Origin of the sequence: Rhodococcus sp. 06-470-2 (assembly GCF_002258235.1) — a bacterium.
Taxonomy (GTDB): Bacteria; Actinomycetota; Actinomycetes; order Mycobacteriales; family Mycobacteriaceae; genus Rhodococcoides.
The window spans coordinates 59,622-81,377 of sequence record NZ_NOYB01000032.1 but is presented as its reverse complement, the minus strand read 5'-3'; the positions used below and the strand labels follow the sequence as shown (position 1 = coordinate 81,377).

The following is a 21,756-nucleotide window of genomic DNA, read 5'->3' as shown; positions in this document are numbered from 1 at the left end:
GCACCCCGGGACCGACGCCGACCAAAGGCGGTGTCTTGTCGACCGGCGGAGTCGGTCAGTCGGTAGGGTAAAGGTCCGTGCACTTTCGGCGGAACGTTCGGTTGCACTTGCACATCCACGACGGTGCACCTCGGATCGACCGGTGAGAGTGCAGTAGATCTGTTTTCTCGATACACGGAGGAGGTCGGCGACTATGGCACAGGAGCAGACACGGCGCTCTGGCGGCGGCGACGACGATGAGGTTCCCGGCGACACCGGAGCCGGTGGTCAGGAACGACGCGAGAAGCTGGCCGAGGAGACCGACGACCTTCTCGACGAGATCGACGACGTGCTCGAGGAAAACGCCGAGGACTTCGTCCGCGCCTACGTTCAGAAGGGCGGCCAGTGACGGTGGATCGTTCGGACCCACGGTCGGCAGGCGACGGAACGGCGATCCCATTCGGGACGAGCAGCTCGTCGTTCTCCGATTATCTTCGTCGGCACGCCCCTCATCTGTTGCCCGAGAGCGGTATCGCGGCGGATCTGGCGACCAACACCGCTAACGGCGGCTCGGACAAGTCCGGAATCGCTCCACACGGGACGACGATCGTTGCACTGACCTACGCAGGCGGCGTTCTGATCGCGGGTGACCGGCGGGCCACGCAGGGCAATCTGATCGCCAACCGCGACATGCAGAAGGTCTACGTCACCGACGACTACTCCGCCGCGGGTATCGCCGGAACCGCGGGCATCGCGATCGAGCTGGTTCGGCTCTTCGCCGTCGAACTCGAGCACTACGAGAAGATAGAAGGCGTGCCGCTCACGTTCAACGGCAAGGCCAACAAGCTGTCGTCGATGGTGCGAAGCAACCTCGGTGCCGCGATGCAAGGGCTCGCCGCCGTCCCGTTGCTGGTCGGATTCGACATCGACATCTCGGACCCGGATCGAGCCGGACGCATCGTCTCCTACGACGTGGTCGGCGGGCGATACGAGGAGCGTTCGGGTTACCACGCCGTGGGATCGGGATCGTTGTTCGCCAAGTCCGCGCTCAAGAAGCTCTATCGCCCCGGAATGACCGAGGAGGAGGCGATTCGTGCAGCGGTGGAATCGCTGTACGACGCCGCCGACGACGACTCGGCCACAGGCGGTCCTGACGTCACCCGCGGGATCTACCCGACGGCAGTTGCCATCACCAGTGTCGGGGCGGACGACGTTGCACACGAGAGGATTTCGGCTGCTGCTCGGTCGGTTCTCGCGGAGCGGACGGAGAGTGCAGCGCATTCCGGCGGTGCCGAGCACCACACTCGGGCCGGCCAGCAAGTGAGCGAAGGGGGTAGCGCACCATGACGATGCCGTACTACGCATCTGCCGAACAGATCATGCGCGATCGTTCGGAGTTGGCGCGCAAGGGAATCGGCCGCGGCCGCAGCGTCATCGTGCTGACGTATGCGGACGGGGTCCTCTTCGTCGCCGAGAACCGTTCGACCGCGTTGCACAAGGTGAGCGAACTCTACGACCGGATCGGCTTCGCGGCCGTGGGCAAGTACAACGAGTTCGAGAACCTGCGCAAGGCCGGTATCCAGCACGCCGATATCAAGGGCTACACCTACGATCGGCGCGACGTGACCGGCCGTTCGCTCGCCAAGACGTACGCGCAAGCACTCGGCACGATCTTCACCGAGCAGCTCAAGCCGTACGAGGTCGAGATCTGTGTCGCGGAGGTGTCGCACCAGGACGAGCCGATCGCCACGCAGCTCTACCGCATCACCTACGACGGATCCATCGTCGACGAGCAGGATTTCGTCGTCATGGGCGGGACGACCGAGCCGATCGTGGCCGCACTGAAGGACACCTACCGCGCCGGGCTGGACCTGGCAGACGCGGTACGTGTGGCCGTCGACGCACTCACGGCAGGCCCGACTGCGCCGCCCGCGGCGGGCGGCGAGCCGGAGAAGAAGGTTCTGGAGGTGTCGGCGCTCGAGGTCGCGGTGCTGGACCAGGCGCGGCCGCGACGAGCGTTCAGACGCATTGCCGGGGCTGCGCTGGAGGACATGTTGCCGTCGCCGACTGCAGCGGTCGAGACGGCACCCGACACCGAAGGTGCACCGCCGTCCTGACCGATGGTCCCGACACTCGTTCGGCCTCGCGCGCTATCGCTTTCGGTAGAGCGCGAGGCCGTTCTTGTCACTGGTGAACTCGAACCTTCGTCCGTCGCCCACCACTTCACCGTCGGCCGCGAGGGCAACGGGGGCACCCTCCACCTCGACGGTCAACTCCTTCACCGCTCGACGGACGTAGGCGGGCGAGGACCCGAGGGTGCCGGTCAACGTTGCCCACAGCAGTCTGGTTCTGGACGCTTTCGGCTCGGACGGAAGAAACCGGACATCGAGGGTGCCGGTGTGAATACTGCTGCGAGACATGGGTACTTGGTCGGCCGGTACATAATTGCCGTTGCCGACGAAGAGCATCCAGACCGACTGCTCGGTGCCGTCGAGTCCGATGTTCAGTGGTTCCGCAGCCGCCAGGACCCGCGTCATCGCGATGGCGGCCGCGGGCCATTTGCCGATTCGGCGTTGCAACTTCTGACGTAGCCGAACCGAGTCGGGGTAGCCACCGAACGTTGCGGTGTTGACGAACGACACACTGCGGCCGTCGACGGACACCTCGGCGATGTCGACCAGTTCGGCGGTGCCCGCTTCCACGGCGGCAGCGGTGTCCTGCACGACGGTCAATCCGGTGTCGCGCGCGAAATGATTGAGGGTGCCACCCGGAAATGCTGCGAGCGGTAATCCGTTGCGCACCGCGGATGCGGCGACGCTGACCACGGTTCCGTCACCACCGCAGACACCGAGGGCACGTGGGGACGTGCTCCGAATGCGCTGCTCCAGTTGCTCGTTGAAGTCCTGATCGGGATTCGGCACGAACAGATCGGCATCGGGAAGTGCTCGACGGATCGCATCGGGCACCGCGTCCGAATCGGTGCCCGACCCCGGATTGACGAGTACCAGTAGCCCCCGGCCGCCCGGCAGTGGCTCGACCTGGACCGGGGAGCCGAGATCGGCAGGCTTTTCCGATCGCACGGCCCACCACCGACGAGTGGACAACGCGATGGCCGAGCCGAGAGCGGCGCCGGCGATGACGTCCGTCGGCCAGTGCACGCCCACGTGGACCCTCGAGTAACACACCGCGGCCGCAACGGGTGCCAGCAGCACGCCTGCGACGGGGGATTCGATCGCCACCGCTGTGACGAACGCAGCCGCGGACGCCGAGTGGCCGGAGGGAAACGACGACGACACCGGCGGAGCCAGAACCTGACGCAGGACGGGAACGGACTCGGAATCGGGACGAGTCCGCGGGAACAGCGGTTTGAGCAGCCCGTTCGCCACGGAGCTCGCACCGGCCAGCGCCACCAGCCCCCGGACGCCGCCGCGTCGGGCCGGGCCACCTGCGGCCACGAGAAGCGCAGCCGCCCCGAGCCACAGACGACCGTGATCGGCGGCGTTGCTCAGGGCACGCAGTCCACCGTCCGCTCTGCTCTGCCGCAGGGCGGCGCTTCGTGCCACCAGGGACAGATCCCACGCGTGGACGGCCGTCGAGATCGGGGTGCGCGTGGATGTCATGACGCCCAGCCTAGGCACGTGCGACGGCATCCTCACGGACGGACGACATCGGAGCGCTCCGACACATCGATCCGCGGGTTGCGTTGTAGTGTCGAAGTGTGCAGCGACGAATTATGGGCATCGAGACAGAGTTCGGTGTCACATGTACTTTCCACGGACATCGACGGCTGAGTCCGGACGAAGTGGCTCGCTATCTGTTCCGCCGAGTCGTTTCGTGGGGTCGCAGCTCGAATGTGTTTCTTCGCAACGGAGCCCGCCTGTACCTCGACGTGGGCTCGCATCCCGAGTACGCCACCGCCGAGTGCGACAGTCTGTTGCAGCTGGTAACCCACGACCGCGCAGGCGAGCGGGTACTGGAAGACCTGCTGATCGACGCCGAGCAGCGCCTGGCCGAAGAGGGTATCGGCGGCGATATCTATCTGTTCAAGAACAACACCGACTCGGCGGGTAACTCCTACGGCTGCCACGAGAACTTCCTCGTCCAACGCGCCGGCGAGTTCTCCCGAATCTCGGACGTTCTGCTGCCGTTCCTGGTCACGCGTCAGTTGATCTGTGGCGCGGGCAAGGTGCTCCAGACGCCGAAGGCTGCGACGTTCTGCCTGTCGCAGCGCGCCGAGCACATCTGGGAAGGCGTCTCCTCGGCCACCACTCGTTCGCGGCCGATCATCAACACGCGCGACGAGCCGCACGCCGACGCCGAGAAGTACCGCCGACTGCACGTCATCGTGGGCGACTCGAACATGGCCGAGACCTCGACGATGCTCAAGGTCGGTACAGCAGCCCTCGTTCTCGAGATGATCGAGGCGGGCGTGTCCTTCCGAGATTTCGCACTGGACAATCCGATTCGCGCAATCCGCGAGGTCAGTCACGATCTCACCGGACGTCGCCCCGTTCGACTCGCCGGGGGACGACAGGCCAGCGCCCTCGATATCCAGCGCGAGTACTACTCGCGAGCCGTCGAGCATCTCAAGACGCGCGAGCCGAACACTCAGGTGGAGCAGGTCGTCGACCTGTGGGGACGAACGCTCGACGCCATCGAGACACAGGATTTCGCGAAGGTGGACACCGAGATCGACTGGGTCATCAAACGCAAACTGTTCCAGCGTTACCAGGACCGTTACTCGATGGAGCTGTCCGATCCCAAGATCGCTCAGCTGGACCTGGCCTACCACGACATCAAGCGCGGCCGCGGAGTGTTCGATCTGCTGCAGCGCAAGGGTCTGGCCAAGCGAGTCACCGAGGACGAGCAGATCGACGAGGCCGTCGATCTGCCGCCGCAGACCACCAGGGCCAAGCTGCGCGGAGAATTCATCACGGCCGCTCAGGAAGCGGGTCGCGACTTCACCGTCGACTGGGTACACCTGAAGTTGAACGACCAGGCTCAGCGAACCGTGCTCTGCAAAGACCCGTTCCGATCGGTCGACGAGCGAGTGGAACGGTTGATCGCGTCGATGTAGTGCCGGACGCAGTCGGGTCGTTACCGCTGCGTCCACCGGTGAGCAACTAGGCTCGACTGTCGTGGCCACCACCAAAGTCGAACGCCTGATGAATCTGGTCATCTGTCTGCTGTCGACACGTCAGTTCCTGACCGCGGAGTGGATCCGCGAGAGCGTTGCCGGATACGACGACTCCACCAGCCACGAAGCGTTCAGCAGAATGTTCGAGCGGGACAAGAACGAACTGCGTGACCTCGGTGTCCCGTTGGAAACCGGTACCGCCACCAGGTTCGGCGGCGTCGAGGGCTATCGCATCAACCGCGATGCCTACGAACTTCCCGACATCGACCTCACCAGCGAGGAATCGGCCGCCGTCGCAGTAGCGGTCAAACTGTGGGAATCGCCTGAGCTGACCTCGGCGGCACAGAGTGCGTTGCTCAAACTCCGCGCCGCCGGAATTCAGGTGGACCAGAACGAGTCCGCCGCAGCGGTGACCGCGGTTCCCGCCCGTACCCGAGGCTCCGAACCCGCCCTGGGTGCCCTGCTGGCCGCGATCGACGACGGAAAGTCGGTACGGTTCCAACACCGCCCGTCGTTGACCGAGCCGTTCACCACCCGAACCGTCGAGCCGTGGGGGGTCGTGACGTTTCGCGGCCGCTGGTATCTGGTGGGGCACGACGTGGACCGCGACGACACCCGCACGTTTCGCCTGTCCCGAATCGGCGACGAGGTCAAGTCGTTCGGCACCCCGCAGAGCGTCCGCAAGCCCGACGGTGTCGATCTGCAGGAGATCGTCCGCCGAGTGGCGGGCACGTCCTCGGTATCGGGCACGGCCCGAGTGTGGCTGCAGGACGGAAGGGCGCTGGAATTGCGGAGAATGGGAACGGTGGTGGGCGTGCAGAGTCTCGGCACCCGAAGCGGCACGGTCGTCGAGGTGCCCGTGCGGTCCTGGGATTGGGTCTCGCGGTTGATCGCCGGTCACGGCGCGGATGCGGTGGTTCTCGAACCCGCGGAATTGCGCGCCGACGTGATCTCGACCCTGCAGACAGCGGCCGACGTGGAGAACCAGCGATGAGCGCACGACTGTCGGTTCGGCTGGCCAGGTTGCTCAACATGGTGCCGTTCTTCATGGCCAATCCCGGCTTGAGTGCCGAGGAGGCCGCGCGTGAGCTGGGGGTGTCGACGGCGACGTTGATGGCCGATCTCAATCAGCTCTGGATGTGTGGTCTGCCCGGTTACGGTCCGGGTGATCTCATCGATCTGTCGTTCTCCGAGGAGAGCATCGACGTCACGTTCTCGGCCGGAATCGATCGACCGCTGCGCCTGACGTCGACCGAGGCGACGGCCCTGTTGGTTGCGCTTCGATCCCTGACGTCCATGCCCGGCATGGTCGACCCGTCCGCCGCTCAGCGCGCTATCGCGAAGATCGAGACCGCAGCGGGCTCGGCTGCGGCCAACGTGCCGCTCTCGTCGGATCACGACAGCGCAGGTGCCGAGGAGGGACCGGTCTCGAGTACCGTTCGTTCTGCGCTGCGTCACCGGCATGCCCTGCAGCTGACCTACTACTCCGCATCGCGGGATGTCGTCACCGAACGGACCGTGGACCCGATCAGGACGGTCGTCGTCGACGACAACAGTTACGTCCAGGCGTGGTGCCGAAGCGCCGAGGGAGTGCGGCTGTTCCGATTCGACCGCATCGACTCGGCAACCGAACTCGACGAACCCGCCGCGCCTCCGGAATCGGTGCAGGACGAGGACGCCTTCGAGATCTTCAACGACGATCCCTCGCTTTCGCAGGCCCGGCTGAAGGTGTCGCCCTCCTTCACCTGGATTCTGGACTACTACCCGATGACGCAGGTCGCCGCGGATGCCGACGGTTCCATCGTGGTCACGATGAGGTTCGCGACGCTGCAGTGGATGACTCGATTGACCTTGGGCTTCGGCGGCGGCGTCACGGTACTGGCACCTGAATCCTTGGTGAACTCCGTCCGCGATCGTGCCCGCTCGGCCCTGGATGCGTATGCCGAGCTCGATGCCACCAGCGCGGACGGCACCGTCCCGACGTGAACACGGGGCAACCGACACCCGCTGCTGCCGGAGGCGATGCCCGCGGTCGGGTACGCTCGATTCATCTGATCTGTAGGAGGTTCGCATGGGATTCACCAGTCCTTGGCACTGGGCCATCGTTGCGGTGGTCGTCATCATTCTGTTCGGTTCCAAGAAGCTGCCCGAGGCTGCTCGCGGACTCGGCCGGTCGTTGCGCATCTTCAAGAGCGAGGTGAAGGAGATGCAGAACGACGGCAAGTCCGACGCCGACACCGCGACGGCGCAGCAGCCGACCGCTCCCGCTCAGCTGCCTTCGCCTGCGCCTGTCGTGCAGCCGAACACCGAGACCCAGCACGACGCGAAGTCTGCCTGAGCGCACGGCCGCTCAGCACACCTTCGGTGCCAGGTGGCACCGAAGGTTCACTGCTGTCGGTGACGGCTCCGCGCCGTCGTCCGACCGAAGAAGGCTGACCGTAGAACACCATGCGCATTCCGTTCGATCCGCGGCGTAGCAAGCGCCGAGTCAATCCCGACGGCACGATGTCGTTGGTCGATCACCTGTACGAGCTGCGAACCCGGCTCCTGTGGTCGTTGGTCGCCGTCGCGCTGACGACTGCTTTCGGGTTCTTCTGGTACTCGCACACCATCTTCGGCGTCGAGAGCCTCGGCGACCTCCTACGAGGTCCCTACTGCACGCTCGATCCGAGCCTCCGCGCGAATCTGAGCAACGACGACCAGTGTCGTCTGCTCGCGACCGGGCCGTTCGATCAGTTCCTGTTGCGATTCAAGGTCGCGTTCACCGCCGGTGTCGTCCTGGCCTGTCCCATCTGGCTGTATCAGATCTGGGCGTTCATCACCCCGGGTCTGTACGCGAACGAACGTCGATACGCGGTCTCGTTCGTGACCGGAGCCGCGGCGCTGTTCGTCACCGGAGCCGTCCTGGCCTACTTCGTGGTGGCCAAGGGCCTGCACTTCCTGCTCTCGATCGGTGACAACGTCCAGATCACCGCGCTCAGCGGTGACCAGTACTTCGGATTCCTGATCAACCTCCTCATCATCTTCGGCGTCAGCTTCGAGATTCCGTTGCTGGTCGTCGCCCTGAATTTCGTCGGCGTACTCACCTACGAGCGACTCAAGGCGTGGCGTCGAGGTCTCATCTTCGGGCTGTTCGTCTTCGCGGCCATCGCGACTCCGGGGCAGGACCCTTTCTCGATGCTGGCCTTGGCCTTGGCGTTGACGGTGCTCTTCGAGATGGCAGTGCAGATTGCGCGGATTCACGACAAGCGTAAGTTGCGCAAGAGAAGAGACGAATGGGGTGATGTGTCAGATGACGAAGCAACGCGCATCGACGGCGCAAGTTCGATCGAGTCACCGGATGCCGTCGCTCCGACACCGCCGTCCAGCGGCTTCGGTACCGCGACCCGAGTGCAGGCACAGTACGACGACACGATCTGACCGCGGCCGAACCGTCGGGTCGATCGCATGACCGAGCCGATCGTCGATACGGGGACGAGCCCCCGACCCACCCAGCTGCAACGCTTTTCGTCCGAACTCGGTTTCCCGCTCGATCGGTTCCAGGTGGACGCGTGTACGGCACTCGAGAACGGTCACGGCGTTCTGGTCTGCGCCCCCACCGGTGCAGGCAAGACCGTCATCGGCGAATTCGCGGTGCACCTGGCGCTCGCCGCCGGGCGCAAGTGCTTCTACACCACCCCGATCAAGGCGCTCAGCAACCAGAAGTTCGCCGAGCTGACCGCGCGGTACGGGCGTGACACGGTCGGGCTGCTGACCGGAGACTCGTCGATCAACCCCGATGCCCCCATCGTCATCATGACGACCGAAGTGCTGCGCAACATGCTCTACGCATCCTCGGACGCATTGCGAGGTCTCTCGCACGTCGTCATGGACGAGGTGCACTACCTCGCCGACCGTTTCCGAGGCGCGGTGTGGGAAGAGGTCATCCTGCACCTGTCCGACGACGTTCGACTGGTCAGCCTCTCGGCCACGGTGAGCAACGCCGAGGAGTTCGGTGCCTGGATGAGCACGGTCCGCGGAGACACCTCGGTCGTGGTCGACGAGAACCGCCCGGTACCCCTGTCGCAGCACATCATGGTGGGTCGCCGATTGTTCGATCTGTTCGACACGCGAGCCCAGTCGGCGGACGGCAGTCAGAAGATCGTCGTCGATCGGGAACTCGTACGACACGTCAAACAACGTCAGTCCCTCGACTCGTTGGACCGCTGGCATGCACCACACAGCAGAGGCCGAGGCGGTCGGGCAGGCGGCGGAGGTCGCGGTGGCGGTCACGGCAGCGGAGCGAACAACCGCCCACTGGCCCGACCCGATGTGATCGCCAAACTCGACGAAGAAGGTCTGCTCCCGGCGATCACATTCATCTTCAGCCGCGCAGGCTGTGACGGCGCGCTGACCCAGTGCATGCGTTCGCGGCTGGTGCTGACCACGCCCGAGCAGGCCGAGGAGATTCGGTACATCGTCGAGAAGCACACCTCGGAGCTGCCACGCGAGGACCTGGAGGTCCTGGGCTTCTGGGAGTGGCGCGACGCGCTCGAGCGTGGATTCGCCGCTCACCACGCCGGGATGTTGCCGGTCTTTCGGCATACCGTCGAGGAGTTGTTCGTCAAGGGCCTGGTCCGGGCGGTCTTCGCCACCGAGACGTTGGCTCTCGGGATCAACATGCCTGCTCGAACCGTCGTGCTCGAGAAGCTGGTCAAGTTCAACGGTGAGACACACGCCGAGTTGACGCCGGGGGAGTACACCCAGCTGACCGGCCGGGCCGGGCGGCGCGGTATCGATGTCGAGGGGCATGCCGTCGTGCTGTGGCAGCCCGGTACGGAGCCGACCGAGGTCGCCGGTCTGGCGTCGACCCGCACTTTCCCGCTGCGCAGTTCGTTCGCGCCGGCATACAACATGTCGATCAACCTGATCGAACAGTTCGGTGCGGCCGATTCGCGTCTGTTGCTCGAACGGTCCTTCGCCCAGTTCCAGGCCGACCGGTCCGTCGTCGGGATGGTGCGCGGCATCGAGAAGAACATGCAGACGTTGGAGGCGCTCGGGGCACGCCTCGGCGGCCCCGACGGCGAGTATTTCGAGTATGCGCGGCTGCGTGAGCGGCTCAAGGATCGTGAGAAGACCCTCGAACGCCAGAACAGGTCCGATCGACGGGACAAGGCAGTCGATTCACTCCGTGCATTGCGGCGCGGCGACGTGATCTCGGTGCCGACCGGTCGCCGCAGCGGTCTCGCGGTGGTCCTGGAGGCGGATGACGACCGGGCCGATCCGCGGCCGCTCGTACTGACCGAGGACAAATGGGCCGGGCGGCTTTCGGCCGCGGACTTCCCCTCGCCTGCAACGTCTTTGGGCACCATGCGCCTTCCGCGCTTCGTCGATCATCGCACCGCCAAGACCCGGCGCGATCTCGCGGCCGCCCTGGTCACACGCGGAATCTCGCAGCCGTCGGACCGAGTCCGCCGCAAATCGACCGCAGCGGACGACAAGGAACTGGCCACGCTTCGGAGAGCCATTCGATCGCATCCGGTGCACGCGCGCCCCGATCGCGACGAGCTCGGCCGCACCGGTGAGCGCTACAACCGGCTGGCTCGGGAGACCGAAACGATGCGCCAGAAGGTATCGGCGACGACGAACTCCCTCGCCCGAACGTTCGACCGTATCCTGGCGTTGCTCGCCGACCGCGGGTACGTGACGGCAGGCAAGGATCCGAAGGTCACCGACGATGGCGCACGGCTGAGTCGGATCTATTCGGAGTCCGACCTCCTGGTCGCCGAATGCCTGCGCGGCGGCCTGTGGCAAGGCCTTTCTCCGGCAGAGTTGGCGGCGGTGGTCTCGGCGGTGGTCTACGAGTCCAGGTCGGAGGGCGATATCACTCCGCACGGTCCGACGGGTCCGATTCGACACGCGCTGACCGAGACGGTGCGGGTGTGGCACGAGTTGAGGTCCGACGAAGTTCGGCACAAGCTTCCGCCGACGAGAGAGCCCGACATGGGATTCGTGAAGGCGATCTACAAGTGGGCGTCGAACCATTCGTTGGTCGATGCTCTCGTCACCGCGGGCGACAACGGCAAAGCACTGTCGGGCGGAGACTTCGTGCGCTGGTGTCGGCAGGTGATCGACCTATTGGATCAGGTTCGGCTCGCGGCCCCGGAGCCGGAACTCTCGCGCACTGCGGCGCGGGCGATCGCGGCTCTGCGCCGCGGTGTGGTCGCCGTCGATGCCGCATGACAGGAGCGAATCGGACTGCCGGGTCGGTACAGCGGAGAGTCGTACGGGCGGGATACTGTACCCCCGACGAATCCGAATTTTCAGTGGAGGCGAGATGAGCGGCCCATACGGTCCGACCGATCCGGACAACAGCTGGTCGCGCAAGCCCGATCAGCAGGACGGTGCCGCGAACGACACGCCGGAGACGCAACCCGGCGGCCCCTCGGCCGATCAACCGACGCCGTCGGCGTGGGGTCAGTACGGACAGCCGCCGGCCACGCCGTACGGGCAGAGCCCGCAGCAGCCCGGCGGCCAGTACCCGCAGGGGCAGTATCCCCAGGGCCAGTATCCCCAGGGCCAGTACCCATCTGCCGGCTACCCGCAGGGTCAATACCCCCAGGCCCCGAACGCGCAGGGCGGCTACCCCCAGGGCACGAATCCGCAGGGCGGCTACCCCCAGGGCACGAATCCGCAGGGCGGCTACCCCCAGGGCCAGAACCCCACCGGTCAGTATCCGGCCGGTCAGCAGTACGGCGCGCCCTATCCCGGTGCCGGCGTGCCTGCTTCGGGCGATGCGGCCTACCAGAACCCCTACGCACCACAGCAATTCGGTGGTGGGCAGTACGGACAAGGGCAGTACGGACAGCCGCCGCAGCAGCCCTGGAATCCCAACCAGCCGTATCCGAATCAGCAATACCCGAATCAGCAGGGGCCAGGGCAGGCCGGATCACAGTCCAAGAAGCCTCTGATCATCGCGGGTGTCGTCGTCGCCGTGGTCGCAGTGATCGCTGTGGTGTTGTTCTTCGCCTTCGGCCGCACGACCACCCTCGATACCGCGGCCGCCGAGGAGGGCATTCGCACGGTCGTCACCGAGTCCTACGGGGCGTCCGACGTCTCCGGTGTGTCCTGCCCCCAGAACATCGAGGTCAAGGCAAAGACCAGTGTCGATTGCACCCTGACGGTCGACGGTGCGTTCAAGACGGTGACGTTGACCTTCCTCGACGACGACGCCAACTACGAGGTCTCCCTACCCAAGTAGTCCCGCGTCGGTCGGCCGTTCAGGCTGTCGAGGCCGTGGCCGCCATGGCAGCGACGAGGCGGGCCACGGCGTTCTCGATACCGAGGGTTTCGGCGAGTGTGTTCAGCGCGTCGAGATCGGCGGGCTCGGCCGGAATCTCGTCGGACTTCGACAGGACGACATCGGCGTCGGTGACAACTCGGACGACGGGAAGTGCGGCGTCCAGGTACTCACTCGCATTGGCCAGCTTCGCCCGAATGCCCTTGGCCATGTCCGATGCCGGGTCGAGGGCCGCAGCGCGCAACGCAGCGACGGATTCGTAGTTCAGCATCAACGTCGATGCCGTCTTCTCACCGATCCCTTTGACACCGGGCAGGCCGTCCGAGGCATCGCCGCGCAGCAGGGCGAGTTCCGCGTACGCCGCACCCGCTCGATGAAGCGGAACACCGTAGCGCTCGGAAACCAGTGCGGGATCGAACAATTCGGCCTTGGCCAAACCGCGTCCCACGTACAGAACGCGCACCTCGTTCGGTTCGTCCGCGGCGACCTGAAGTAGATCCCTGTCCCCGCTGACCACGACCACCGGGTCCTGACGCTCGCGTGCTGCCAGGGTTCCCAGCACGTCGTCGGCTTCGAGACCGTCTGCGCCTGCGGTCGCGATCCCCAATGCGGCGAGCACATCCATGATCATGTTCACCTGTGGTGTCAGTGTCTCCGGAACTTCTTCGCTCTCGGCGACCTCCGGGGCAGCGTCGGCAACACGATGCGCCTTGTAGGACGGCACGAGGTCGACGCGGAACTGTGGGCGCCAGTCGAGATCGAGGCACACAGCGAGTCGGCTGGGTTCGGTGCGCGCAATCAACGCCGAGATCATGTCGAGGAAGCCGCGAACGGCATTGACGGGTCGCCCGTCGGGGGCCGTAATCGACTCGGGCAGTGCGTAGTAGGCCCTGAACCACAGGCTCGCACCGTCGAGGAGCAGCAACGGAGACTTTCCGGGGGCGGTCATGGGGCTCATCTTGCCGTACGGCATTAGCCTGAAGGTATGAGTGTCGATTCTTCGGTCAGTTCCTCACGTTTCTCCAGCGATGTCTACGCGTCCAGACTCGCCCGCGCGGCTCGCCTGACGTCGGAAGCAGGCTTGGATGCCCTGTTGATCACCCCGGGTCCCGATCTGCAGTACCTGATCGGATCGAAGGCCAGCTCGTTCGAGCGTCTCATCGCTCTGGTCGTTCCGGCAGACGGCAGCACCCCGACGGTCGTGGTTCCGCGGCTCGAGCTCGCCGCACTGGGTGATTCCGCGGCGCAGGAGCTGTCTCTGACGCTCGTCGACTGGGTCGACGGTGTGGATCCGTACGCACTGGTGGCAGCGGCAGTTCCCGGCGGAACGAGAACAGCCGTCGCCGACGCCATGCCTGCCCTGCATTTCGTGCCGTTGGCGGGTGTCTTCGGCACGGTCCCGGTGCTGGCCACCGACGTGCTTCGCGAACTTCGAATGGTCAAGGATGCGGCCGAGATCGACGCGTTGCGCCGCGCCGGGTACGCCATCGACCGCGTGCACGCCCGGATGGGCGAGTGGCTTCGAGTAGGCCGCACGGAAGCGGAGATCGCCTCGGACATCGCGGCCGCGATCGTCGAAGAAGGCCACACAGCACCGGAATTCATCATCGTCGGGTCCGGGCCTCACGGTGCCGACCCGCACCACGAGGTCTCCGATCGAGTCGTCGAGGCAGGCGACATCGTGGTGATCGACATCGGGGGACCCGTTGCACCGGGATACAACTCCGACTCGACCCGCACCTACAGTCTCGGCGAGCCCTCGGCAGAGATCGCCGAGCAGTACGCGGTACTCGAGCGGGCCCAGCAGGCAGCTGTCGATGCGGTGGTGCCCGGCGTCACGGCGCAGTCCATCGATGCGGCAGCCCGCGACGTGCTGGTCGACGCCGGTCTGGGCGAGGCGTTCCTGCACCGGACCGGGCACGGGATCGGCCTGTCGGTGCACGAGGAGCCGTACATCGTTGCCGGCAACGACATCACGCTGACCGAAGGAATGGCGTTCAGCATCGAGCCGGGAATCTACTTCCGCGGACAGTGGGGTGCGCGCATCGAGGACATCGTCGTCGTCACCGCGGACGGGTGCGAGTCGGTCAACCTGCGGCCGCACGGCCTGGCCGTCCTGCCGGCGTGACGAATCGAGGCGAGCCCGAGTTCGTCTCGATCGTTCGATCCAATCCTGCTGTCGCCGAGATACTTCGACGTGCACCAGAACTGAAGCTTCCCGGGTGGTACCTGACGGCGGGTGGCCTGTTCCAGACGGTCTGGAACCACCTGGCCGGTAGGGACCTTCGTGCGGGTATCCGGGACTACGACTTCTTCTACTTCGACGACTCCGATCTGTCCTACGAATCGGAGAACGAGGTGATCGAGCGCGCGGCATCGGTGTTCGCCGACCTCGGTGTGGACGTCGAAGTACGCAACGAGGCGCGGGTACACCTGTGGTACGAGCAGCATTTCGGCACTGCGATCGCACCGTACCGAAGCACCGAGGATGCGATCGATCACTTCGTCTCCACGACGTGCTGCTTCGGCATCACCACCGACCAGGGCGGTACGGACGTCGTGTACGCACCGCACGGATTCGAGGATCTCTTCGCGGGAATCGTGCGGCCGAACCCGCGGTTGCCGATGCGGCACGTGTACGAGGCCAAGGCTGCCCGGTGGACGACCGAATGGCCGAACCTGACCGTGCTTCCCTGGCGGTGAAAGCCGACGGGACGGCCCGCTACCGGTCGAGCAGCGAACGGCTACCCAGTACCCGCTGGACCTGTATCTCGATGACGACTCGGGTGGGGTTCTCCCTGGGTACGCGGTAGCGCTGCGCATAGCGGTTCTCCGCATCGACGACCGATTCACGATCGTTTCGGACCGACGCGGGGCCCTCCAACGTCAGCCAGCGGGCGCCGTCGATCTGGGTGACGGCGGCGTAGGCGCCACGGCCGGCGTTGATCGCCTTCTGCGATACGTCGTTGGTGATGACCCGAGCGCAGCGGGATTCGGCATCGTAGGTGAACCCGACGGCGACCACGTGCGGGGTTCCGTCGGGTCGCAGTGTCGTCAGAGTGGCCAGATGCCGCTCGGCAAGGAACTCGAATGCGTCGTCGGCGAGGGCAGTCGCGTCTGCGGGAATGGCGGCCATGCCCCGACTGTAGTGAATGCGATTTCATCGGCAAGACTGGTCGGCGTGAGCAGACGAGCAGAACCCGCGGCCGGAACGCTGTTGCTGTTGGGTGGGCGCAGCGAGATCGGACTCGAGGTCGCTACCCGACTCGCCTCCGGCCGAACCGTCGTACTGGCAGCTCGGCGCAGCAGTGACCTCGATGCCCAGCAACGACGAGTGCAGCAGGCAGGTGCGGACGCCGTTCACACCGTCGAGTTCGACGCGAACGCGATGGACACCCACGCCGAGCTCGTGAGCCGGATTGCCGAGCGATACGGTCCGATCGGGATCGTGGTGTTGGCGTTCGGCATCCTCGGGGATCAATCGCGCGCCGAGAACGACGCTCAGCACGCTCTCGAGGTCATCACCACTGACTTCCTGGCTCAGGTTTCGGTGCTGACGCATGCGGCGAAGTTGCTCCGAGCGCAGGGGAGCGGCGACCTGGTCGTGTTCTCGTCGGTGGCGGGAGTTCGAGTGCGGCGCGCCAACTACGTGTACGGGTCGGCCAAGGCCGGTCTCGACGGGTTCGCCGGCGGACTGAGCGATTCCCTGCACGGCAGCGGGGTGCATCTCCTACTCGTTCGTCCGGGATTCGTCATCGGTTCCATGACCGAGGGGATGACACCCGCGCCCATGTCCAGTACACCGGATCAGGTCGCCGACGGCGTGGTCACCGCGCTGGGCAAGCGTCGGGCCACCGTGTGGATCCCCGGCACTCTGCGACCGGTGTTCTTCGGCATGCGTCTACTGCCGCAATGGCTCTGGCGCAGGATGCCGCGCTGATGGTGGCACCGGTGCCCAACCCGATCGTGGTCGTCGGAATCGGTGCCGATGGCTGGGACGGACTGTCTGTCGGTTCCCGCACGGCGATCGAGCACGCCGATGTGGTGTTCGGCTCGGCCCGCCAGATCGCGGAGGTGCGAGAGCACTGCACCGAGACCAGGACGTGGCCCAGTCCTTTGGTGCCGAATCTACGGCCGATGCTCGACGCCTGCGCAGGTGCTCGCGTCTGCGTGCTGGCCAGCGGGGATCCGATGTTCCATGGCATCGGGGTCACGCTGGTGCGGGAGTTCGGTGCCGATCGCGTACGGGTCCATCCGGCGCCGTCCTCGGTGTCACTGGCATGCGCGCGACTGGGCTGGGCACTACAGGACACCTCGACGGTGTCCCTGGTGAACACCCCGGCCGAGACGGTGTTGCCCGAGCTGGCCGACGGTCGTCGGATACTGGTGTTGAGCCGGGGCAGCAGTACGCCGGGCGAGATCGCGGCTGTGTTGTGCGCCAACGGCTTCGGATCGAGTGACCTGACCGTCCTCGAGCAGCTCGGCGGACCGGCCGAGCGGGTCGTCGGCGGAATCGCCCGAGAGTCGACGTTCGAGGGCGTCGACCCACTCAATGTCGTTGCACTGCTGTGTGTCCGAGATCCCGACGCGCCCCGCCACACCCGCATTCCCGGCCTCGCCGACTCTGCGTACACCGGAGACGGCCAGATGACCAAGCGGGAGGTTCGAGCACTCACTCTCAGCGCGTTGGCACCGGCACCCGGAGAGTTGCTGTGGGACATCGGAGGCGGCTCGGGAACCATTGCCATCGAATGGATGCGGACCGACCGATCCTGTCGCGCGGTGACGTTCGAGAGCTCGCAGGCACGCCGTGAGCAGATCGAGACCAATGCACTGCGCCTGGGAGTTCCGGGGCTCGTGGTGCACGGCGATGCCCCGGGGAGCTTCGCTGCGGTCTCCGACTCGGATTCGGTGCCGGATGCGGTGTTCATCGGTGGCGGGTTGACCGGGGCCGACATGCTCCAGACGTGCTGGAACGCGGTGCGCGCCGGCGGACGACTGGTCGCCAATTCGGTGACCGCAGAATCGGATTCGTTGTTGCTGACCGCGGCGGCGAAGTACGGCGGAGAGCTCCGCAGGTTCCAGATCTATCGCGGTGAACCGTTGGGCGCGTTCACGACGTGGAGACCGCAGCTGCCGGTCACGCAATGGTGTGCGACAAAACAATGGACTGCGACCGAACGGTGAGAGTCCTGATTCTCGGTGGTACGACGGAGTCGCGGGCACTCGTGGTCGCTCTGGGCGCGGTGCAGGGGATCGAGACGATCACCTCGTTGGCCGGACGGGTTGCCGAGCCGATTCTGCCCGTCGGACGGATGCGAATCGGTGGCTTCGGTGGTCCGGACGCCCTTGCAGTGTGGCTGCGAGACAACGCAATCGACGTGGTGGTGGACGCGACACATCCGTTCGCCTCCACCATCGGTGCACACGCCGAGCAGGCCACGCGGGAAGCGTCGGTCGCGCTGCTGGTACTGACGCGGCCACCGTGGACCGCGGGAGAGGGTGATCGATGGACCTCGGTCGCCTCACTGCCCGACGCGGCGTCGGCGATAACCCCCGGAAGCAGGGTGTTCCTCACGACCGGCAGGCAGGGTGTTCATCATTTCGCGAGTGTCGATCACTCGTGGTTTCTGGTCCGAGCGATCGACCCTCCGACCGGCCCGGTCCCGCCGCACATGACGCTGCACCTGAACCGTGGTCCCTTCGACGTCGACCACGAGGCGATGATGCTCGCGGACAACCGAATCGACCTGTTGATCACCAAGAACAGCGGCGGCGACATGACGCGAGCCAAGCTCGATGCTGCCCGAGCGGCATCGATTCCGGTGATCGTGGTCGATCGTCCTGCGCGCACCGGCTCGGCACCGACGGTGTTCGACATCGCGGCCGCCGTGGACTGGCTGACGAATCGACTACGCTCCACCCTCTGACGGGTACCGGCGGGAGGTGAACACTTTCGGTCCGCTTCCCGTCTCGACCACCGTCGTCATCGACGATCCGATGATGAGCAGGCACCGCATGTCGATCGACTCCGGGTCGAGTTCGCCGAGCGTGACGGTGCGAACGGATTCCTGCGCGCTGCCCACTGCGCGTCCGATGACCACGGGGGTCTGCGACGAACGGTGCTCGAGCAGAATGTCTTTCATCGCCGCAACCTGCCACGTTCGTGATTTCGAGGCCGGGTTGTAGATTGCGATCGCCATGTCGGCGCCGGCTACCGCCGAGAGCCGTGCTGCGACGACGTCCCAGGGCTTGAGGCGGTCGGAGAGGGAGACGACGGCATAGTCGTGGCCGAGCGGTGCGCCCACTCGACTGGCGACGGCGTTGGCGGCCGTCATTCCGGGCACCACCCGTACCGGTACCGAGTTCCACTGCTGCTCGGCTGCCACTTCGATCACGGCGGTGGCCATCGCGAACACCCCCGGATCGCCGGAGGAGACCACGGCCACTCGGCGACCCTGTTTGGCGAGATCGAGTGCGAAGGCGGCGCGTTCGGATTCGACCTTGTTGTCACTGGCGTGTCGAACCTGTCCGGGTCTCGGAGGTACCCGATCGATGTAGGTGACGTAGCCCACGAGATCGCTGGCGGCGGCCAGTTCGGCGCGCACCTCGTCGGTCGTCCATGCGTCGTCGCCTGGACCGAGGCCGACGACGACCACTTCTCCGGTGCCGGTGCGCGTTTCGGCTCGGTTGGACGGGCTCGGCACGACGATCATCGAGAAGTAGGGCACGTTGTCGGCGTCTGTGGCGTCGAGTACTCGCTGCTGGGGCGTGCTGGCGCGTTCGACGTAGCGCGCCTCACCCAACCGGCCGGAACGCTCCAGTGCCTCGAGCACCGTGGGGTAGGTCCGGCCCAGCTTCATGATCACGGCCGCGTCGGTGCCGCGTAGTCGGCGCGTGAGTTCGTCTGCGGGCAGTGTGCCGGGAAGCACGGTGAACACTTCGTCTCGCTCCACGAGCGGAGTTGCCAGCGCGGCCGAGGCCGCACTGACCGACGTCACGCCGGGCACGACCTCGACCTCGAAGCGGTCGGCCAACCGTTTGTGCATGTGCATGTAGGAGCTGTAGAACAGCGGATCGCCCTCGGCGAGAAGCACTACGGAGCGTCCCGCATCCAGATGGGACGCCAGCCGTGCGGCAGCGGATTCGTAGAACTCGTCGATCGCACCCTGATATCCGCCGGGGTGCGCCGTGGTCTCGGTGGTCACCGGATAGACCAGATGTTCCTCGAGCTGCCCGTCCCGCATGTACCCGGCCGCCAGTCCGCGGGAGATGCTGCGACCGTGCTGCGCACTGTGGAAAGCGACCACATCGGCCTCGGCGATCACACGAGCGGCCTTGACCGTCAACAACTCCGGATCGCCGGGACCGACGCCGACACCCCACAGTTTTCCGGTAGTGGTCATTCCTGCTCGCTCGCGATGGCATTGACGGCCGCGACGGTGATCGGACTGCCACCCCGTCTGCCTCGAACGACCAGATACTCGACGCCGAGGTCCGCAGCGATCAGGTCCTCCTTCGACTCGGCCGCCCCGATGAATCCGACCGGGCCGCCGACGATGGCCGCCGGCTTCGGCGCTCCGGCCGCGAGCATCTCCATCAGGTGGAAGAGCGCAGTCGGTGCATTGCCGATCGCGACGACGGCACCGTCGAGCTTGTCGCCCCACAACTCCAGCGCCGCAGCAGTTCTCGTGGTGCCCATCCGCTTCGCCAACTCCGGCACCCGCGGATCGGACAGGGTGCACAGCACCTCGTTGTCGGACGGAAGACGACGACGGGTGATACCGGCGGCAACCATGTTGGCGTCGCACAGAATCGGCGCGCCGGAGTTCAGTGCCGCGCGAGCGGAGGTCACGACCGCGGGGGTGTAGCCGATGGTCTCGGTCAGATCGATCTCTCCGACCGCGTGAATCATGCGCACGACGACCTGTGCCACGTCCGGTGCGAACCGAGACAGATCTGCTTCGGCTCGGATCGTCGCGAACGATTGCCGATAGATCTCCGCGCCGTCGCGGACGTAGTCGTGCATGCGTTTCACGATAGGGGAGAGGGACCCCTCAGCAGAAAACCGGTTGCACCTGGGGTGAAGGCACCCACTCAGGACACGCGGTAGCCGATTCCCGTCGCGATGACGTCGGTCACCTCGCCCTTGGGCCGTCCGCAACGCCGTTCGCACCCGGACCAGTGTTGCCGCTCGTCGCGCGGCGTCATCCGGGCATCGACTGCCGCGGAGAGGTCGGCTCGCACGTCGGCCAGCGACTTCTCGCACCCCGGCGATCCGGTGCACGCACTCACCCGAATCCACGGAGATGCTGCGTCGAAGATCAGTCCCATCGGGGCGAGCACGCGGACGACCTGTTCGGCCGGTTCCTCGTCCAGGTCGCACACGATCAGCGATCGCCACGGCGTCATGATCAACGGACGGTCGATGGCGGCGAGGAACTCGGCGAGCCGCGCCCCGAGAACACCGTTGGCCAAGCCCGCGGCCAGCGCCACCGGACCGTCGTCCTGGTCGAGCCATCCGATCGGTGGCACCTCCACGGGTGCGGGCAACGTCAGGGCGGGGCCGGCCGAGAGCCCGAGACGGTCGATGATCTGCGCCGGGCCGTCATCCAGTTCGGCCACCCGCCACTGGGACTGCCGCAGTTCCACGAAGGCACCGGCGCAGTCCAGCAGCGTCGAGACGACCTTGTCGCGGTCCACGCGAACGCCGCTGTCCCGGCCCGCCAGCAGCACAGCGAACGAACCGTCGGGCTGGGCGTAGGCACCGAAGTCCGGTTCCAGTCCGCACAGGTCGCCGCGGCCGTCGTCGAGCGCGAAGAGCGTTCGCCCCGGCAGTTCGGCCAGGTCGGCTCGTGCGCACAGGCCTTCGTCCAGCGCGCCGATCAGCGCACGCACATCGGTGAGGCCGCCCACCCGGCCCGACAGTGGAGAGGCGAGTATGTTGCGGACCCTCTCGTGCGTCGAGGACGGAAGCAATCCTGCGTCGGCCAGCCTGCTCGCGAAGCCGTCCGGATCCGACACCGCGCGCACCTGGATGTTGCCCCGCGAGGTCAGTTCCAATGTGCCGTCACCCAGCTCTGCAGCGGCCTGCGCCAGCACCTGCATCTGCCCCGGCGACACGACTCCGCCCGGCAGCCGAACTCGTGCCAGCGGCCCGTCCGCGGCCAGATGGGTCGTCAGCGCTCCGGGGCAGCCGTCGGGCACCGACCTCTCTGGCGAACTCATGGTCACCAGGCTACAAGCGCAGCGGGTGGCTCGATTCCATGCTCGCCCCGGTAGCATTCGATGTCCACGGCTCAGGCCGAGAGGAAACCGGCGAGAATCCGGTACGGTCGCGCCACTGTGACGCCCCATCCAG

21 protein-coding genes are annotated in these 21,756 nt (G+C 66.0%); 15 read left to right on the top strand and 6 right to left on the bottom strand.

The window, feature by feature from the left end; translation table 11 throughout:
- Positions 1 to 193 precede the first annotated feature (193 nt).
- Genes CH276_RS16005 through prcA form a run of 3 tightly spaced genes read left to right on the top strand, consistent with a single transcriptional unit; the run spans position 194 to position 2,096 of the window.
- Complete coding sequence (locus CH276_RS16005) at positions 194 to 388, top strand: ubiquitin-like protein Pup (protein WP_008716348.1); 195 nt, start codon at positions 194 to 196, stop codon at positions 386 to 388.
- Entirely contained in the window at positions 385 to 1,326 is a 942-nt protein-coding gene (gene prcB, locus CH276_RS16000; RefSeq protein WP_032398071.1) for a proteasome subunit beta, read from the top strand. Before CH276_RS16005 ends, prcB begins: the two co-directional genes overlap by 4 nt.
- Positions 1,323 to 2,096, top strand: coding sequence for a proteasome subunit alpha (gene prcA / locus CH276_RS15995; protein WP_094629985.1), 774 nt, complete (start codon positions 1,323 to 1,325; stop codon positions 2,094 to 2,096). Before prcB ends, prcA begins: the two co-directional genes overlap by 4 nt.
- A gap of 33 nt (positions 2,097 to 2,129) precedes the next feature.
- Here prcA and CH276_RS15990 read toward each other — a convergent pair whose 3' ends face one another.
- Positions 2,130 to 3,599: a bifunctional phosphatase PAP2/diacylglycerol kinase family protein gene (locus tag CH276_RS15990; protein ID WP_094629984.1), complete on the bottom strand. Its 1,470-nt coding sequence runs from the start codon at positions 3,597 to 3,599 to the stop codon at positions 2,130 to 2,132.
- Positions 3,600 to 3,697: 98 nt separating this feature from the next.
- Between CH276_RS15990 and pafA the strand changes: the two genes are divergently transcribed.
- The 7 genes from pafA (at position 3,698) to CH276_RS15955 (ending at position 12,356) form a co-directional block, all read left to right on the top strand.
- Positions 3,698 to 5,056 (top strand): Pup--protein ligase, encoded by a 1,359-nt coding sequence (pafA, locus tag CH276_RS15985; protein WP_176459280.1) that lies wholly within the window; start codon positions 3,698 to 3,700, stop codon positions 5,054 to 5,056.
- A gap of 61 nt (positions 5,057 to 5,117) precedes the next feature.
- Entirely contained in the window at positions 5,118 to 6,110 is a 993-nt protein-coding gene (locus CH276_RS15980; RefSeq protein WP_032398075.1) for a helix-turn-helix transcriptional regulator, read from the top strand.
- Complete coding sequence (locus tag CH276_RS15975; protein WP_094629982.1) at positions 6,107 to 7,102, top strand: helix-turn-helix transcriptional regulator; 996 nt, start codon at positions 6,107 to 6,109, stop codon at positions 7,100 to 7,102. The genes CH276_RS15980 and CH276_RS15975 overlap by 4 nt, the downstream gene beginning before the upstream one ends.
- An 85-nt stretch (positions 7,103 to 7,187) precedes the next feature.
- Positions 7,188 to 7,454 (top strand): Sec-independent protein translocase subunit TatA, encoded by a 267-nt coding sequence (gene tatA, locus CH276_RS15970; protein ID WP_032398077.1) that lies wholly within the window; start codon positions 7,188 to 7,190, stop codon positions 7,452 to 7,454.
- Between the two features lie 110 nt (positions 7,455 to 7,564).
- A complete protein-coding gene (tatC, locus tag CH276_RS15965) occupies positions 7,565 to 8,536 on the top strand; it encodes a twin-arginine translocase subunit TatC (protein ID WP_032398078.1) in 972 nt (323 codons plus the stop codon).
- 27 nt (positions 8,537 to 8,563) lie between these two features.
- Positions 8,564 to 11,338, top strand: a complete 2,775-nt coding sequence (locus CH276_RS15960; RefSeq protein WP_094629981.1) for a DEAD/DEAH box helicase — start codon at positions 8,564 to 8,566, stop codon at positions 11,336 to 11,338.
- A gap of 94 nt (positions 11,339 to 11,432) precedes the next feature.
- Entirely contained in the window at positions 11,433 to 12,356 is a 924-nt protein-coding gene (locus CH276_RS15955) for a DUF4333 domain-containing protein (RefSeq protein ID WP_094629980.1), read from the top strand.
- Between the two features lie 19 nt (positions 12,357 to 12,375).
- Here the strand turns inward: CH276_RS15955 and CH276_RS15950 are convergent, their stop codons facing one another.
- Positions 12,376 to 13,353, bottom strand: a complete 978-nt coding sequence (locus CH276_RS15950) for a 5'-3' exonuclease (RefSeq protein ID WP_094630090.1) — start codon at positions 13,351 to 13,353, stop codon at positions 12,376 to 12,378.
- 27 nt (positions 13,354 to 13,380) lie between these two features.
- Between CH276_RS15950 and CH276_RS15945 the strand changes: the two genes are divergently transcribed.
- Together CH276_RS15945 and CH276_RS15940 are read left to right on the top strand one after the other, a co-directional pair.
- Complete coding sequence (locus CH276_RS15945; protein ID WP_045195192.1) at positions 13,381 to 14,523, top strand: M24 family metallopeptidase; 1,143 nt, start codon at positions 13,381 to 13,383, stop codon at positions 14,521 to 14,523.
- On the top strand, positions 14,520 to 15,098 hold the full coding sequence (locus CH276_RS15940; RefSeq protein ID WP_032398474.1) for a nucleotidyltransferase family protein: 579 nt from the start codon (positions 14,520 to 14,522) through the stop codon (positions 15,096 to 15,098). The genes CH276_RS15945 and CH276_RS15940 overlap by 4 nt, the downstream gene beginning before the upstream one ends.
- A gap of 19 nt (positions 15,099 to 15,117) precedes the next feature.
- Here the strand turns inward: CH276_RS15940 and CH276_RS15935 are convergent, their stop codons facing one another.
- Positions 15,118 to 15,531 (bottom strand): TIGR03618 family F420-dependent PPOX class oxidoreductase, encoded by a 414-nt coding sequence (locus CH276_RS15935; RefSeq protein WP_045195190.1) that lies wholly within the window; start codon positions 15,529 to 15,531, stop codon positions 15,118 to 15,120.
- Positions 15,532 to 15,576: 45 nt separating this feature from the next.
- On the opposite strand from CH276_RS15935, the gene CH276_RS15930 reads away from it, so the two are divergent.
- Genes CH276_RS15930 through CH276_RS15920 form a run of 3 tightly spaced genes read left to right on the top strand, consistent with a single transcriptional unit; the run spans position 15,577 to position 18,325 of the window.
- Positions 15,577 to 16,335 (top strand): SDR family NAD(P)-dependent oxidoreductase, encoded by a 759-nt coding sequence (locus CH276_RS15930; RefSeq protein ID WP_254924093.1) that lies wholly within the window; start codon positions 15,577 to 15,579, stop codon positions 16,333 to 16,335.
- A complete protein-coding gene (gene cbiE / locus CH276_RS15925) occupies positions 16,308 to 17,582 on the top strand; it encodes a precorrin-6y C5,15-methyltransferase (decarboxylating) subunit CbiE (RefSeq protein ID WP_254924092.1) in 1,275 nt (424 codons plus the stop codon). Before CH276_RS15930 ends, cbiE begins: the two co-directional genes overlap by 28 nt.
- On the top strand, positions 17,561 to 18,325 hold the full coding sequence (locus CH276_RS15920) for a cobalt-precorrin-6A reductase (protein ID WP_094629978.1): 765 nt from the start codon (positions 17,561 to 17,563) through the stop codon (positions 18,323 to 18,325). Before cbiE ends, CH276_RS15920 begins: the two co-directional genes overlap by 22 nt.
- Here CH276_RS15920 and cobJ read toward each other — a convergent pair.
- The 3 genes from cobJ to cobG all read right to left on the bottom strand — a co-directional run bounded on the left by cobJ (position 18,308) and on the right by cobG (position 21,623).
- On the bottom strand, positions 18,308 to 19,801 hold the full coding sequence (gene cobJ, locus CH276_RS15915; RefSeq protein WP_094629977.1) for a precorrin-3B C(17)-methyltransferase: 1,494 nt from the start codon (positions 19,799 to 19,801) through the stop codon (positions 18,308 to 18,310). The genes CH276_RS15920 and cobJ overlap by 18 nt on opposite strands.
- Entirely contained in the window at positions 19,798 to 20,424 is a 627-nt protein-coding gene (locus CH276_RS15910) for a precorrin-8X methylmutase (protein WP_032398476.1), read from the bottom strand. Before CH276_RS15910 ends, cobJ begins: the two co-directional genes overlap by 4 nt.
- A gap of 68 nt (positions 20,425 to 20,492) precedes the next feature.
- Positions 20,493 to 21,623, bottom strand: a complete 1,131-nt coding sequence (gene cobG / locus CH276_RS15905; RefSeq protein ID WP_094630088.1) for a precorrin-3B synthase — start codon at positions 21,621 to 21,623, stop codon at positions 20,493 to 20,495.
- Positions 21,624 to 21,756: the final 133 nt, after the last annotated feature.